This is a genomic window from Sphingomonas sp. RS6, assembly GCF_054489705.1.
The window spans coordinates 1-14,688 of record NZ_JBTMWM010000001.1; the positions used below are offsets into that span (position 1 = coordinate 1).

The following is a 14,688-nucleotide window of genomic DNA, read 5'->3' on the forward strand; positions in this document are numbered from 1 at the left end:
ATCTTTGTGCGTCCGGGCGAACTGCGCGCTGCTGAGTGGGCAGAGTTCGACACTTCAGCGAAGGTCTGGACCATCCCCGGCGAGAAGATGAAGATGGGCCGCCCACATCGCGTTCCCCTCTCCAAGCAGGTGCTTGCGCTCCTGGCGGAGCTTCGAGACTTGAAAACGAGTGGGAACGCCAGAAGGCCGAAACCCGCCTAGCCTTTTCTCGTCGAGGTAAAACGGCCGTATCACTCCGAAAGCAGAGGCCACAGGTTCGAATCCCGTCGAGTGCGCCATATCGGCAAGCTGGCTGATTTGCGTTCTTTCAGCGCGAGACAGCTGAATCGCCGTGGGCACCGAAATCATATCTAGGCATACCGCCGCCAGCACTGCATCACCAAACTGGTCACCAGCCTGGCGATCAGCGCCCGACGCCTGAGCTGGCAGGGCCGTAGCCGCAGCATGGCTCCCGTACTCGCCCCTTCACCGTGCGAATAGCGTAGGACCTCCACGCGGAGATGTGCTCGGTCTCCGCCTTGCTGGCGAACCATCTATCGCTGAAACGTTCGCTCCATCACCGTGCAGCGCTGGACCGTGGCGCCCAGCCGCAGCACGATCGCGTCGAGCCCGGCCTGAAGATCATGGGTCGCCGCGCACAGGAAGATGTCCACGCAGGCGGTGCCATATTCCGGCCAAGTGTGGATCGAGATGTGCGATTCGGCCAGCAGCGCCACGCCGGTGACGCCCTGCCCCGCCCCAAAGCTGTGCAGCCGGACTTCGAGCAGCGTCGCGCCCGCAGCCGCTGCCGCTGCAACCAGGCAGGCTTCGACATGCGCCGCATCGGTGAGCCGGGTGGCTTCCGCGAGATCGGCGATGAGATGCTGGCCGATCACAACAGGCTCTCATATGGATGCCCGAACAGCCCCAACGCAGCCTCGGCTGCGGCCACGCCCTGGTAGTGCGCTTCCTCGAACAGCGAGAGGCCGCTCAGGTCCGAATGGGCGAGGAACAGCGGTGGTTTCGGCATGGCGGCAGCGCCACGCGCCAGAAAGCCCGGGGTTGGCCGGGCCATCGCGTGCCCCCAGCGCCAAAGATCGATGCTGCGGATCGCATCGTCGAGCTCCGGGTGCATGGCGAGCAGGTCGTCGCGCACCATCTGCTTCCATTCGTCCGCCGGGCGCTCCAGCAGCAGGCGCCGCGCCAAAGGCGGCGGCATGTCCGACAGTGGCAGGTACCAGGTGAGCACCGTCGCGGTCGGATGCGCGTCGGGGGTCTGGTGGGTGGCAACCACATAGCCGAGGGAATCGCTCGTGCTCGACACATTGTCCCAGGCGAGCGGTACCCCGCGCCCGCCGGGCAGACGATCGACGGTGACGTTCGCGATCAGCCACGGCGCGTAGGTCAACGCCTTGTCACTTGCTACCGCAGGGCAGATCCGCGCAGCGACAAAGTGCGGCATGGCGAGAATGGCAGCGCGGGCACGGGTCCGCACCGTCGCGCCGGCGGCGACGTCAAAACTGTCCACCAGCACCGTTTCCCCCGCCTGCGCGACATGATGAACAATGTGGCCGCGGGCAATGCGATCCGGGAAAAAACCCGCCAGCCCGCGCGCCAGCCGGGCATTGCCTTCGGGCCAGGTCAATTCGTTGTCACCGGCGCCGTCCACGGTCCAGCCGCGTCTTCCGGCGAAATAATGCACGCCTGCCCAGGCGGAGACCTCGTGCGGCTCGGTGCCGTAATCGTCGCGCATCGCATAGCGGACATGGGCGCGCAGCACCGGCGAGCGCCATCCCTGCCGGTCCAGCCAGCTGGCGAAATCGATGGCGTCCAGCGCGATCAAGTCGGGGTCGCGCGAGCTATAGGCGCGCGGCACCGCGAAGGCCGGCTTGCCGTCGCTGCCGATCCGCGCCGAATAGGCGGCCATCGTCTTCTCGAACGCGGCGAGGTCGGCGCGGTCCTTGGGGCTCAGGCCGGTGCGCGGCACCAGCCCCTCCTGCCAGCGCCCCTGCCAGAACAGCCGTTCCTGCAGATCGGCGCAGAGCTGCTCGGGATCATAGACCGGCACGCCGTCGCGTTCGCCGACCAGGATGCCCAGCTGGCGGAGCAGATGCTGTACCGCCTTGGCTTCGCGATTTGGCACCGGCAGGTAGTGCGCGCCCAGCGGATAGGCGGACACGGCGTTGCTGCCGCCACGCGCATTGCCGCCCACCTGATCCTCCAGCTCGAGCAGGCGAAACCGGGTAAAACCGGCATCGTGCAACCGCCAGCCGGCGGACAGGCCCGCGATGCCGCCGCCGGCGATCACCAGGTCGGCCTCCTCGAAGCGGCTGGGTGCCGGGAAGCCGCCGTCGCGCAGGCGATGCCCACGCGCGAGATCGGCGCCGCCCAGCCCGCCCGGCGGCAGCGGCGTGCCATGGTCCAGCGCCACTGCCAGGCCGCCGCCGGCGAGCGCAACCGCCCCTGCCCCCAGCCCCAGCACCATCCGCCGGTCAGCCTTCATAGCGGCTCCAGGCATCGGCGAACTCGCGGACCAGCACCTGGTTGTCGAGCCGGTTCACCGGCGTCGGGCGGCGCGCCATGTCCGGCGGAAAGTCGAACAGCGCGGCGTCGCCCGCGGGCGTCAGGAATCGCCCGCCAGCCGGAATCCGCGCCGCCATCGGGATCGGGCGCGCGGCGGCAAGCACGAAGCCCCACTCGCCGAAGCTGGGGACATAGACATGGTAGCCGCGCGTCTTCAGCCCGGCGGCCTCCAGCGTGGTTGCCACCGTCCAATAGGCCATCGGGGCGACGAGCGGCGAGGTGCTCTGCACCACCATCGCGCCGGTTGGCGCCAGCAGCCGCCGCGCGGCGCGGTAGAAGGTCTCGGTGTAGAGCTTGCCCACCGAGTAATCGACCGGATCGGGGAAATCGACGATGATCGCGTCGAACGATCCGGCCCGCGTCGCGGCCGCTTCCCGCGCCCAGCGAAAGCCGTCGGCATTGATCACGGTGATGCGGGAATCTGTCAGCGCGCCCTTGTTGAGTGCGGTGAGCATCGCCGTCTTGGAGAACAGGCCGGTCATCTCGTCATCGAGATCGACCAGCGTAAGGTGCCGCACCTCGGGGTGTCGCAGCACCTCGCGCGCGGCGAGCCCGTCGCCGCCGCCGAAGATCAGCACGTTGCGCGGGTTCGCCACCCGCCCCAGCACCGGCTGCACCAGCGCCTCGTGATAGCGATACTCGTCGCGCGAGGAAAATTGCAGGTTGCCGTTGAGGTACAGCCGCAGATCGTCCTCGCGACGGGTCAGTACGATGCGCTGGTACTTGGTGCTGACCGCGTAGATCACCGGCTCGCCATAGCTCGCCACTTCCGCCCAGCGCTGGAGACGGTCCGACGCGGCGAAACCCGCCGCGAGCGCCAGCAGCACGAGCACGGCCGAGACGGTCTCGCTACGATACCGGTTCGCCCGCGGCAACGCGAGCAGCACCGCCAGCGCCACGCCGGCGTTGAGGATACCGAACAGGAAGCCGGTGCGGATCATCCCCAGGTGCGGCATTAGCAGCAACGGGAACAACAGGCTGGCGACCAGCGCGCCGACATAATCGAAGGTCAGCACGTTCGACACGGTTTCGCGGAAGTCGAAGCCGCGCAGGATGCGGATCAGCAGCGGGATCTCGAGCCCGACGAGGAAGCCGATGCCAAGCACCAGTCCGTACAGCGCCACCCGGAAATGCTCTACCAGCGGGAACAGCACGAACAGCGCCGCGGCGGAGGCACCGCCCAGCACCGCGATCAGCAGCTCGACGCGGATGAACAGTCGCAGCTCGTCGCGGGTCACATAGCGCGAGCACCAGCTGCCCAGCCCCATCGCGAACAGATAGGTGCCGATCACGGTGGAGAACTGGGTAACGCTGTCGCCGAGCAGATAGCTGGCCAGCGTGCTGGCGAGAAGCTCGTAGATCAGCCCGCAGGTGGAGACGACGAAGGCAGAGGCAAGCAGCGCAGCGGCGGGTGCCGACACGCGGGATTTCGGATGCGCGGGATCGCCTTCAGCCATGGATGGCGGCGGCAACGATGATCGCGAGCCCGATCGCAATCGCGCCGGAAAAGATCGCGACGGCGACATTCTGCTTGTCGCGGATCTCCTCCCACAGCTTCCCCGGGGTCAGCAAGTCGAGCACGACGAAGCCGACCACGAAGACGAGGATGCCGACCACGGCATAGAGCAGCGTCGCGAGCAGCGCCGGAAGAGTAGTGACCATGTGCGTCCTCCTATTTGTGATGCGGTCCGTAGAACACGGCATGGCCCCCGCCATGGCCGCTGCTGCTGTAGGCCCGCTCGTCCTTGCTGCGCCCGCCTTCGGCGAGCGGCGACCAGCCATAGACTGCCGCCGCCAGGAACAGGCCGAGGACTCCCATCGACCAGAGCGCGTAGAGAAAGCTGCGTCGATCCATCAAACGGCCCCCCTCCCCACGAAATCGCTTTCTTCGCGGCGCGCCTTGTCGAAGCGAAGGTGCAGCAACAGCCCGACCACCCACGGCAGCGCGATCAGCAGGGCCGCAATCCACACATTTGAGGCGTAAAGGGCCGCGGTGCCCAGCTCGACTACGATCTGCGGATTGTTGGTCGGCTCCATCCATCCGCCATCTGGATAGGCGGTGCCGCTCTGGCTCCAACGATTGCCTTTATAATCGACCACGAGATCATAGTCGCCAGCAGGGACGCCGGCTATCGACACATCCGAATCTCGCGTGCCTTCGCTCCACGAACCATCGGAATCGACGCCTTCGTAGCGTTCGGCCACACCGGACGCAGCATATACCCGCTGATTTCGGCGATCGACCAGACTGTAATCGAGGTCGACCCAGCCATTCTCAAGCCGCGGCACCGTGGCGCGGACACGCACTCGCTGGTAGCGCCCGGTAAGGTGGACCGGGCCGACCGTCCCGGTCTGCTCGCGGCCGTCTACCGCCACCGGCAGCACCGCAGAGGTGACCCAGCGAGTTGCACCGAGCAGGATCGACACGAACAGCAGGAATGCAAGCGCGATACCGCCGATTGCCGCACCGCTCCGCAGCCATGCGCCCCAAGGGGAAGGCTGGTGCGGCAGCGGCGGCCACAGCTTGCCGGCGGGCGCGACGCCGAACGCGGCGGTCATGGTCCTTGTCGGCACCCACTGGTTGAGCGTCCAGCTCTCCTCATGGTCATTGGCCTCGCGGGAGAGCATGAAGCCCGGGCGCACCCAATCGCCGGTCTTCGCCCGTTCGCCGACCGCGACGCGCCAGTAGAACTCTCCTGCGACACGATCCACCTGCGCCTCGCTCGCGAAGAAGCGGGTATAGGGCGCACCGCCCAACGAATAGGTGTCGTAGGTCAACCGCATCGGCACGCGCGTGAGCATCGTGCCGAAGCTCCAGCCGCCGCGTGCATGCACCAGCCAGCGATAGCCGTGATAGGGATTGAACAGTAGATATTCGTCCCAACCATAGGCGCCGTTCTGCGATCGCTGGAGATAGCCGATCGCCTCCCATTCCACCCCGAACAACGTGCCGCGCGTGCCGAGCGGGATATCCGGCGTCACCTGCGCGGCATGCGCCTGGGTAACCAGCTTCACCAGCCCATTGGTGGTGTCGAGAATCGAGCCGCAATATTGGCAGCCGACGTGCACGGTATAGCCGGCCGCACGCAGTTCCACCGCCCCCTCGCAATTCGGGCAGGACAGCGCGCGCACCGCCGGTGCGGGCGGCGGGGAAAGAGGCGCTTCAGGCTGCATAATCGGGCAGCGCCCATCCTTCGATCGCACGCAGACCGCGCGGCGCGAGTTCGGCGAGCATCACATATCGGCCCTGATAGAAGCTCGTCGTCTTGCCGTCGCGCTGGAGGCTGACGCATTCGCCGTCGGCCCCGCGCAGATCGACATTGTAGACCTGCCAGCCGCTCGGCGCGACGAAGGGCAGTTCGCCCTCGGCGGTGATGCAGAGCGCCTGGCGCGCGTCGGTAATGACGAGCTTGCGGCCGAACAATTCCACCTTCTGGCCGATCTGCGCGCGCTCGCCACTGGCGATGGCGCGCAGCGCCTTCGAGCGGACCTCGCCGAAGGGACTTTCGCGCAGCAGCATGAATTGGCCCATCGCCTCGCCCAGCCACGCCGTGCTGTTGTCTGCGAACAGCAGCAGCCATTCGTTCCAGGCACCGTCCGTCCAGCTCCAGCGCACCCGGCCGATCACTTCGAACGCTTGCCCCGCGTCGGTGCCGCGCATGCCGATCTGCACCGGGCTAACGTCGAACGGCAGCGCGGCGGCGATACCGAACTCGGCAAGGCCCGCATCGCTGCGCACCAGCATGGTGTGGCAGGTGTCGCACACCCGGCTGGGCAGCGCCGGCGAGCGGAACACCACGTCCGCACCGCAATTGGGGCAAGGCAGATGCAGGCTCATCGACGGGTCAGCGGATGCGGCCGAGCAGTTCGGCCTTCTTGGCATCGAACTCCGCCTGCGTGATCGCGCCGATCGTCAGGAGCCGGTGGAGCTTCTCGATCTGCGCGCTGGCGTCGGCCGGCGCGCTGGCCTGGTCGACCGCCGCCTGCACCGCTTCGGGCAGCGACAGGCTCTCGATGTAGAAGCTGGTGCAGGCCAGCCCCCATTGCGCAAAGGCGGGGTCCACCGCCGCCTTGAGCCGCTCGGACAAGGCCGCCTGATTGCCCGCGAGATCGACGAAGGCAAGTTCCCCCGAACCGATCGCGGACGCCATCGCGGTGGCGATCGCCGCGCGCAGCTGCGGCTCGATATCGGCGACGGTCACGCGCTGGAGCGATCCCATCAGCTTCACGGCGAAGGCGGGCACCTGCTCGATGCGGAAGCTGTAGCTGCCGAAGGCCCGCACCCGCACCGGGCCGAACTCCGGATCGCGCACCGTGATCGGCTGCGCCGTGCCCCATTTCAGCCCCGTCTGCTCCTTCTGGCTGAAGAACACCACGTCCGCCTTGAACGGCGACGCGAAGCCCTTGTCCCAGTTGAGCAGCGCGCTGAGCACCGGCAAATTGCCGGTCTCCAGCCTGTGCAGGCCAGGATGGAAGGCGTCGGCGAGCTGGCCCTCGCGGTAGAAGAGCGCGACCTGCCCGTCGCGCACCGTCAGCTGCGCGCCGGTCTGGATCTCGCGCCCCTGCATGGGATGGCGCGCGGCAAGCGTCCCGGGTTCGTCGACCCAGTCGATCACGTCGACGAACTGCTTCGACAGAAACCCGAACAGGCCCATGCACTGCCTCCCCCGTAGCAACGCTATAGGCGAAGCGCTCGCAGCGACACAAGAAAGTCGCCGACCCCTCAGCCCAAGGCCGCCAGATGGCAGCCATCTGCCTGTTGCTCGAACGTCCACCGCCGTCCGGTAAATCGCGCGATGATGTCGCACGCGGTCAGGGCGTGCTGGCTCGGCTTGACCGTCGTGAAGCTGCCGCCACCCGCAAGCGCAAACGGCAGCAGCAGTTGGTCCGCGAGATAGGGCCCGGCGAACGCCTCCGACGCGAGGAAGCCCGCCATCCGATGCGCCGCCGTCTTGGCGAGTGATTCCGCCGAGACTCCCAGCCGCCCGAAGCCGCTGACGATCTCGGTCCCATGCTGGAACTCGGCCTCCAGCAGCAGCACGTTGCCCGGCCCCTGCTCGTCGGGAAGCTCGCGGACGGCGAACGCCTCCTCGGGCCATTCCGGCAGAAACCGCCGCGCCGTCGCGAGTTCGCGTTCGGCGATATTGAACGGCAGCGCCGCGAACAGCGCGGTCGCGGAAACCGAGCGGAGCGCGCCGCGATCGAGGCAATCGATCGGCGTCAGCGCACTCGGCTGGATGTCGACCTCGATCCGGCCGCCGCCGCGCGGGTAGAAGCCGTGTCGCACCAGCCGCAATTCGATCTGCGCGCCCATCCGCTGCAGCACCGGCACGAACGCCTTGGCGACGAACTCGAACGGCGGCGCCAGCATGTTGTGCGTGCCGCCTTCCAGCACGAGCCGCGACGGCCCGTTCGCCAGCAGCAGCGGCATCAGCAAAGTCTGGAGCACCAGCCCGGTGCTGCCGGCGGTGCCGACCGCAAAACGATACTCGCCCGGCACGACCTTGCCCGGCGTGAAACTGAACTCGGACGCACCCACCGCCACGCCCTCGCAGGTCGCGCCGCCAATCGTGCACGCCGCCTCGATCGCGGTGACGTGCTGGCGCATCAGCCCCGGCTTCTCGCGCTTGCCGCGTGCATGGGTGATGCGGAAGGGCTGGCCGGTGACGAGCGACAGCGCGCACGCATTGCGCACCACCTGCCCGCCGCCCTCGCCTTCCGAACCGTCGATAAGGATCATGTGTTTGCCATTTCCAGAAAAAGTGCGTTCGCGCGGCCGACGAAATCGTCGCGCCGGGCGCGAACCGGCAATTCGCCTGCTCGGTCGAGTTCGCTGCGGATCAGCGTGTCGAGCTCGGGCAGCCGCGTGCCGTTCGCCCGTTCGTTGGTGCGCGCCTTGGCCTCGACCAGCATGGCGATCTGATCTGCCAGCGACGCCGGCAGATCGCTCACTGCCACCAGCGCCTGCAGGTTCATGGGCGGTCGCGCGTTCGGACTCACGCGGAGCGCGCGGATGGTGAGCGCCGGGCGCAGCGCGTAGAAATATTTCTTCACCGGCACCGCCTCGTCGCCGTCCAGCCAGCGCTCCGCCGCCTGCCGACCGGCGCTCGCATAATGATGGGCGAGCGCGCGCGGGTTGAGCAGATCGTCCGCCACCCCCGCAAGCTGCGCCACGAAAGGATCGTCGGGCCGATAGCGGATCGGCGATTCGATCCACTCGCTCACCGTAGCGTTCGACTTGAGCAGCAGCCCCAGCGCCTTGCGGATGTCCCAGCCGTTGAGGTCGATCTCGTCGACGATCGGCGTCTCGATCACGTCGCGGCCCGGCGCCAGCGAGAGATACCAGTCGCGCGGCCGCAGATAGAGGAACCGCACGTCGTAATCGCTGTCCGGCGAGGGGAATCCCCACGCACGCGATCCGGATTCGATCGCAAGCAGCAGGCGCACGCCCTCGCGTGCCTCGATGGCGGCAAGGCGCGTTTCGATCTCGTGCCGCACCTCTGCAGCAATTTGCCCGTCAACCTGCATCTTTGCTTCTTTCACCAGAACATCCAGGGGTCGCCACGGCGCTCATCGGTCGGCGCTATCCCGAAATCCCACTGCCCGAGCATCCGATCGATGAACGCGCCCCGCAATACCGGGGCACGCTTCGCGCCCAGCGTCAGAACCAGCCTGTCCTCGGCCGGCTCGATTTCCAGCGTTTCCTGGTCGGGCCGATATTCGATCCTCAGCCGCGCGAATCGATCCGCGTTGGGAGAGCCGAAGTTGGGTATCCCCCAAATCTCCGGCGTCACCCTTTCCAGAAGCATCGTGCGGTGCCGGGGCTCGCCTTGCCCGATCATGCAGTCGATCAGTCCCACAAGAGACTGGCAAGCGGCAGAATCCGCATGAAAGTGCCAGCCGCGCCGCCTGCGATGAAGGGGGGCATAGCGCCAGATATAGAGGCGGCCAGCCTGCCGCCAGGCGACGGTGTCCAACGTCATACTGCCTCCCGGGAGAATGGGCGGTGCGCGCAAAGGGTCACCCCTTCACGCACACCACCTGCTTCAACGTGTGCACGATCTCCACCAGATCGGCCTGGGCGGCCATCACGGCTTCGATCGGCTTATAGGCCTTGGGCGTCTCGTCGATTACGCCTTCGTCCTTGCGGCAGGCGACGCCCGCCGTGTCGGCGATATGCTCGTCGAGCGTCACCAGCTTCTTGGCTGCGGTGCGCGACATCACGCGCCCTGCGCCGTGGCTGCAGCTGTCGAACGAGTCCGGGTTGCCCAGCCCGCGCACGATGAACGATTTCGCGCCCATCGAACCCGGGATGATCCCCAGCACGCCCTTGGCCGCACGCACCGCCCCCTTGCGGGTGACCAGCACATTCTCGCCGAAATGGTTCTCGCGCGTCACATAATTGTGGTGGCAGTTCACCGCCTCCACCTCGCCGTCGAACGGCTTGGCGATCTGCCCGCGCAGGGCGGCGATGACGTTGGCCATCATCATCCGCCGGTTGAGCGCGGCATAGTCCTGCGCCCAGCCGACCGCCTCGACATAATCGTCGAAATGATCGGTCCCTTCCGGGAAATAGGCAAGGTCCTGATCGGGCAGGTTGATGTGCCATTTGCGCATGTCCTGCTTCGCCAGCTCGATGAAGAAGGTGCCGATCGCGTTGCCCACGCCGCGCGAGCCCGAATGCAGCATCACCCACACCCGCTGTTCCTCGTCCAGGCACAGCTCGATGAAGTGATTGCCCGTGCCGAGCGTCCCAAGATGGTTGACATTGTTGGTGTTCTTCAGCCGTGGATATTTGTCGGTAATGCGCTGGAAGCGGGCCGCGAGCGTCGCCCAGGCCTCGACGATCGCCGGCGGCGGCGCCCCCCACGAGCCATGATCGCGCTGCCCCCGCCCGACCGAACGGCCGTGCGGCACCGCCTGCTCGATCGCCGAACGGATGCCCTCCAGATTGTCGGGCAGGTCGCTGGCCATCAGCGAGGTGCGCGCGGCCATCATGCCGCAGCCGATATCGACGCCCACCGCCGCCGGGATCACCGCGCCCTTGGTCGGGATCACCGAGCCGACGGTCGCGCCGATGCCGACATGCACGTCGGGCATCGCCGCCACATGTTTGAACACGAACGGCATCTGCGCCGCGCGGGTGAGCTGGGCGCGGGCGCCGTCTTCCACCGGCACGCCGCGCGTCCACATCTTGATCGGCACGCCGCCTTCGACATGCTGATAGTCATAGGTCGTGGTCATGCTGACCTCCTTGGTTCTTTCGGTGCTGGCAACGAGGGATGGCGAGACATCCGGATTGCTCCGGGGAGGATTCGAACCTCCTGTACCCAATGTAGTCCCGCCGGCATTTGCCAGCTTGGTTGTCGTCCACGGCGACGAGGATTGGAAAAGACTGCCCCGAAGGGCCGGTGCTCTATCCACTGAGCTACTGCACCTTTCGGCACAGGCGGGAATTGAACCCGCGACCTCCGCATGGAGAATGTAGTCCTTCCCGGCATTCGCCGTGCTGTTCGTAGGGGTCGTGGCGACGAGAGCGGCGAGACGCGGCCCTTAAGCTACGTGTCGGCGGCGGGGTTCGAACCCGCATCTCCCGCTTGCGCGGGCGCTTTCCTCGTCGGGCCTCCTTGGGTGACATGTAGTCCCGCCAGCATTCGCCACGACCCTGTTCCTTACACCTCCACTGCCTCGACGATGCTCACCCAGTCGCGCGTCTCGCCGGTGGCGAAGCGTGCGATCCCGTCGAACACCGCATCGGAGAAGCCCCCGATGTTGAGGATATCCGCCCGGCTCTGCGCCTGCGTCGTGCCGTACGGCGCGATGTCGACGCAGACGAGCTTGGCCGTCGTGCAGCGCTGCTTCAGCCGATCCCATTCGCGCAGCGTCGCCGTGGCACCACTCCGCGTCGCATCGACCCAGGACTCGTTGTCCGAGACGATCACGACCAGATCGACCTTCTCGCCCAGCATGTTCAGCAAGGCGAGCGGTGCCGAGACGTTGGTGCCGCCCCCGCCCACCGCGGCGAGCTTCGCGGCATTTACCGCGACCCGCGCCTTGGGATCGAGCTTGAGCTTCACCACGCCCTGTTCGAACGGCAACACCCGGGCATCGCGGTTGGTCCGCAGCATCGCCGCCGCGACCAGCGCCGCGATATCGATGCACCGCACCTTCGACGAAGCGCCCTTGCGGACCCCGGTCGCCGGCGACGACATCGACCCCGACACGTCGGGGCAGACGACCACCCGGCCCGCCACCGCCGGCACGCGGGCCAGCGATTGCTCGAGCGCATCCTCCAGCGCGGCCTGCACGGTGAGCGGCACGGTCTCGTCCGCCGCCGCCAGCGCCATCTGGAGCTGGTACGGCATCGGCTTCACCCGGGCGATCGCGGCGGGATCGCGCAGCCGTTCGGCCACGCGCCCCGTCACCCCTTCCACGTCGAACGCGCCGTTGCGCGCCAGCGTGTTGAGGTTCATCCGCAGCGCCTGCCAGCCCATCGCGCCGGCAAGCTCCGCCCACTGCGCCGCGGTCAGTTCGAAGGCGGTCAGCCATTCGAACGGCACCGGCGGCAGCGGCCGGGAACGATCCGCCTTCCACGCCTCGAACGCGGCGATCTCGGCCGGCAGGGCGCTTACGTCGTACGGCTTGCCGATCAGCCAGCCATAAAAGGCGCGCCGCTCGGCATCGGCCGGCTTGGGGTGCACCATCTTGACGATGTCCGCCAGGCTGGGGTCCCTGCCCGTCGCCGCAGCCATCAGGTCGCGGATCGAGGCACGTTCCAGCCAGCCCTGCACCAGCCGCTTGGGCCGCGAGCCGAGCGAGGTCCGTCCGACCTGGCCGGAGCGCAGGATCTGCACATAGCTGCGCAGCATCCGGCCATTGTCGATCACGCGCCCGAAAACCCGCACCGCCAGGTCCGGCTCGGCGACCGTCAGATAAGCCGCGAGCAGCGCCGGCATGTCCTTCATCGCGCCGCTGGTGCGGGCATAGGCCGCAGCCTTGGCGACGAACGCCGGATCGCAGGCCTGGGCAGCGGCGATCACGTCCGATAGCTGCGCCTCGGCAGAGGCGTAGAACGTCTCGTTCAAGGTGCCGGTAGCGGCCAACTGCGCCAGCTTCGCCTGCGGCCCGTAGGCATAGGCCGGGGCGGCTTCGTGATTGCGCGTATCGGCCGCCGGAAGCAGCTTCGCGATCGCCGAAGCGAAAAGACCCTTGTTTGCCATTGCCCTCAATCCTTTCTGCGGATCCGGGGGCGACCGGCCCATTCCGGCCGCCCCGTTCTTCCGCGCCATCGGATCCAGGAAGCGCCCGATCCGATGCCAGCTACTCTGCAGAAGGCGTGCCAAGTTTGGGGGCGAAAAAGCGAAAACCTTTTAAGATATTGTTTTTAGCAATTATTTTCCGATCCGCCTGCTGCACCATGCGTTTGCGGATGGCGCGACCTCCCGAAAATATGATCGCTATGGATCGTTTTTTATCCTACAGGATAAGCATGAAACCCCTCACCGTCATTGGCTTTCTCGGCTCCACGCTGGATGCGAGCAAGTTCGGCCCCTCCCGCTGGAGCAAGTGGCGACCCACTGTCGCGCTGGCCATGCACGAGGACCTGCGGATCGACCGGCTGATCCTGATCCACGGCTCGCAGCACCGCCGGCTCGCGGAATATGTCGCGGAGGATGTGGTTTCGGTGTCGCCCGAAACGAAGATCGATTTGCGCGTGCTCGACTTCCGGGATCCGTGGGATTTCGAGGAGGTGTACGGGAAGCTGCTCGACTTCGCGCGCGCCGAGCCGTTCGACCCCGAGGCAGAGGATTATCTGGTCCACATCACCACCGGCACGCACGTCGCCCAGATCTGCCTCTTTCTGCTAACCGAGGCACGCTATCTGCCGGGCCGCCTGCTCCAGACCCAGCCCGCCAAGCGCGCCGAGGATGGCGGCGCGCCGGGTCGCTGGACGGTGATCGATCTCGACCTGTCGCGCTATGACAGCATCGCCACGCGCTTTGCCGTCGCGGCGCAGGAGAGCACGTCGTTCCTCAAATCGGGCATCGAGACGCGCAATCCCGCCTTCAACCGGATGATCGACGAGATCGAGCAGGTGGCGCTGCGCTCCAGGGCGCCGATCCTGCTCACCGGTCCCACCGGCGCGGGCAAGAGCCAGCTGGCGCGGCGCATCTACGAACTGAAACGGCTGAAGCACCAGATTGCCGGGCCGTTCGTCGAGGTGAATTGCGCGACGCTAAAGGGCGACGGGGCAATGTCGACGCTGTTCGGGCATCGAAAGGGCGCCTTCACCGGCGCGGTCGCCGATCGGCCGGGGCTGCTGCGCGCCGCCGACAAGGGCATGCTTTTTCTGGACGAGATCGGCGAACTCGGCGCGGACGAGCAGGCGATGATCCTGCGCGCGATCGAGGACAAGCGCTTCCTGCCCGTCGGCTCGGACAAGGAAGCGGCGTCCGATTTCCAGCTGATCGCCGGCACCAACCGCGATCTCGGCCGCGCCGTGGCCGCAGGCGCCTTCCGCGACGATCTCTATGCGCGGCTCAACCTGTGGACCTTCCAGCTGCCCGGCCTCGCCGAACGCCGCGAGGATATCGAACCCAATCTCGATTATGAACTCGATCGCCACGCCGAGCGCGGGGGCACTAGGGTGAACTTCAACAAGGAAGCCCGCCACCGCTACCTAACCTTCGCCACCAGCCCCGACGCCCGCTGGCCGGGCAATTTCCGCGACCTTACCGCAAGCGTAAGCCGAATGGCAACGCTCAGTTCCAAAGGGCGGATCGATGCCGATTGCGTCGACGCGGAGGTCTGCCGGCTGGAACGGCTGTGGTCCGGGCAGCGGCAGCATGAAAGCGACGTTCTGACAGACGTGCTGGCGCCCGAGGCACTGGCAGAGATTGATCCTTTCGACCGGGTGCAACTCGCCGCAGTCGTGGATACCTGCCGCAGCAGCCGCTCGCTCTCCGAGGCCGGGCGCACGCTGTTCGCTGTATCTCGCACGCGCAGGACCTCCGCCAACGATGCCGATCGGCTACGGAAATATCTGGCCCGCTTCGCACTGGATTGGTCATCCCTTACCGAAGGCTGACACCAGCTTGAGATTGGAACAATAGGCAAGTTCTTCGC

Annotated in this window: 14 protein-coding genes and 1 pseudogene; 2 read left to right on the forward strand and 13 right to left on the reverse strand. The window is 66.9% G+C overall.

Annotated features, from left to right (window positions below; genetic code table 11):
• Positions 1–201: pseudogene (locus ACX40Y_RS00005) on the forward strand (integrase); the annotation flags it as partial.
• Positions 202–533: 332 nt separating this feature from the next.
• Here the strand turns inward: ACX40Y_RS00005 and speD are convergent.
• From speD to ACX40Y_RS00070, 13 genes are all read right to left on the reverse strand, one after another.
• Positions 534–875 (reverse strand): adenosylmethionine decarboxylase, encoded by a 342-nt coding sequence (speD, locus tag ACX40Y_RS00010; RefSeq protein WP_459117480.1) that lies wholly within the window; start codon positions 873–875, stop codon positions 534–536.
• A complete protein-coding gene (locus tag ACX40Y_RS00015; RefSeq protein ID WP_459117481.1) occupies positions 872–2,482 on the reverse strand; it encodes a flavin monoamine oxidase family protein in 1,611 nt (536 codons plus the stop codon). The genes speD and ACX40Y_RS00015 overlap by 4 nt, the downstream gene beginning before the upstream one ends.
• Positions 2,472–4,019: a polyamine aminopropyltransferase gene (locus ACX40Y_RS00020; RefSeq protein ID WP_459117482.1), complete on the reverse strand. Its 1,548-nt coding sequence runs from the start codon at positions 4,017–4,019 to the stop codon at positions 2,472–2,474. Before ACX40Y_RS00020 ends, ACX40Y_RS00015 begins: the two co-directional genes overlap by 11 nt.
• Positions 4,012–4,224, reverse strand: coding sequence for a DUF350 domain-containing protein (locus ACX40Y_RS00025; protein ID WP_459117483.1), 213 nt, complete (start codon positions 4,222–4,224; stop codon positions 4,012–4,014). The genes ACX40Y_RS00020 and ACX40Y_RS00025 overlap by 8 nt, the downstream gene beginning before the upstream one ends.
• Positions 4,225–4,234: 10 nt before the next feature.
• Positions 4,235–4,417 carry a hypothetical protein gene (locus ACX40Y_RS00030; protein WP_459117484.1) on the reverse strand — a complete coding sequence of 61 codons (183 nt, stop codon included), beginning with the start codon at positions 4,415–4,417 and terminating at the stop codon, positions 4,235–4,237.
• On the reverse strand, positions 4,417–5,658 hold the full coding sequence (locus ACX40Y_RS00035) for a DUF4178 domain-containing protein (protein ID WP_459117485.1): 1,242 nt from the start codon (positions 5,656–5,658) through the stop codon (positions 4,417–4,419). Before ACX40Y_RS00035 ends, ACX40Y_RS00030 begins: the two co-directional genes overlap by 1 nt.
• Positions 5,659–5,725: 67 nt before the next feature.
• Complete coding sequence (locus tag ACX40Y_RS00040; RefSeq protein ID WP_459117486.1) at positions 5,726–6,400, reverse strand: DUF4178 domain-containing protein; 675 nt, start codon at positions 6,398–6,400, stop codon at positions 5,726–5,728.
• Between the two features lie 7 nt (positions 6,401–6,407).
• Positions 6,408–7,217 (reverse strand): SPFH domain-containing protein, encoded by an 810-nt coding sequence (locus tag ACX40Y_RS00045; RefSeq protein ID WP_459117487.1) that lies wholly within the window; start codon positions 7,215–7,217, stop codon positions 6,408–6,410.
• 68 nt (positions 7,218–7,285) lie between these two features.
• Entirely contained in the window at positions 7,286–8,302 is a 1,017-nt protein-coding gene (gene rtcA / locus ACX40Y_RS00050; protein WP_459117488.1) for an RNA 3'-terminal phosphate cyclase, read from the reverse strand.
• On the reverse strand, positions 8,299–9,105 hold the full coding sequence (locus tag ACX40Y_RS00055; RefSeq protein ID WP_459117489.1) for a nucleotidyltransferase domain-containing protein: 807 nt from the start codon (positions 9,103–9,105) through the stop codon (positions 8,299–8,301). The genes rtcA and ACX40Y_RS00055 overlap by 4 nt, the downstream gene beginning before the upstream one ends.
• A complete protein-coding gene (locus ACX40Y_RS00060) occupies positions 9,102–9,545 on the reverse strand; it encodes a hypothetical protein (protein WP_459117490.1) in 444 nt (147 codons plus the stop codon). Before ACX40Y_RS00060 ends, ACX40Y_RS00055 begins: the two co-directional genes overlap by 4 nt.
• A gap of 37 nt (positions 9,546–9,582) precedes the next feature.
• Positions 9,583–10,806, reverse strand: a complete 1,224-nt coding sequence (locus ACX40Y_RS00065) for an RtcB family protein (protein ID WP_459117491.1) — start codon at positions 10,804–10,806, stop codon at positions 9,583–9,585.
• A gap of 428 nt (positions 10,807–11,234) precedes the next feature.
• A complete protein-coding gene (locus ACX40Y_RS00070; protein ID WP_459117492.1) occupies positions 11,235–12,782 on the reverse strand; it encodes a vWA domain-containing protein in 1,548 nt (515 codons plus the stop codon).
• Positions 12,783–13,051: 269 nt separating this feature from the next.
• On the opposite strand from ACX40Y_RS00070, the gene rtcR reads away from it, so the two are divergent.
• Positions 13,052–14,650, forward strand: coding sequence for an RNA repair transcriptional activator RtcR (gene rtcR, locus ACX40Y_RS00075; protein WP_459117493.1), 1,599 nt, complete (start codon positions 13,052–13,054; stop codon positions 14,648–14,650).
• The last annotated feature ends 38 nt before the right edge of the window (positions 14,651–14,688 follow it).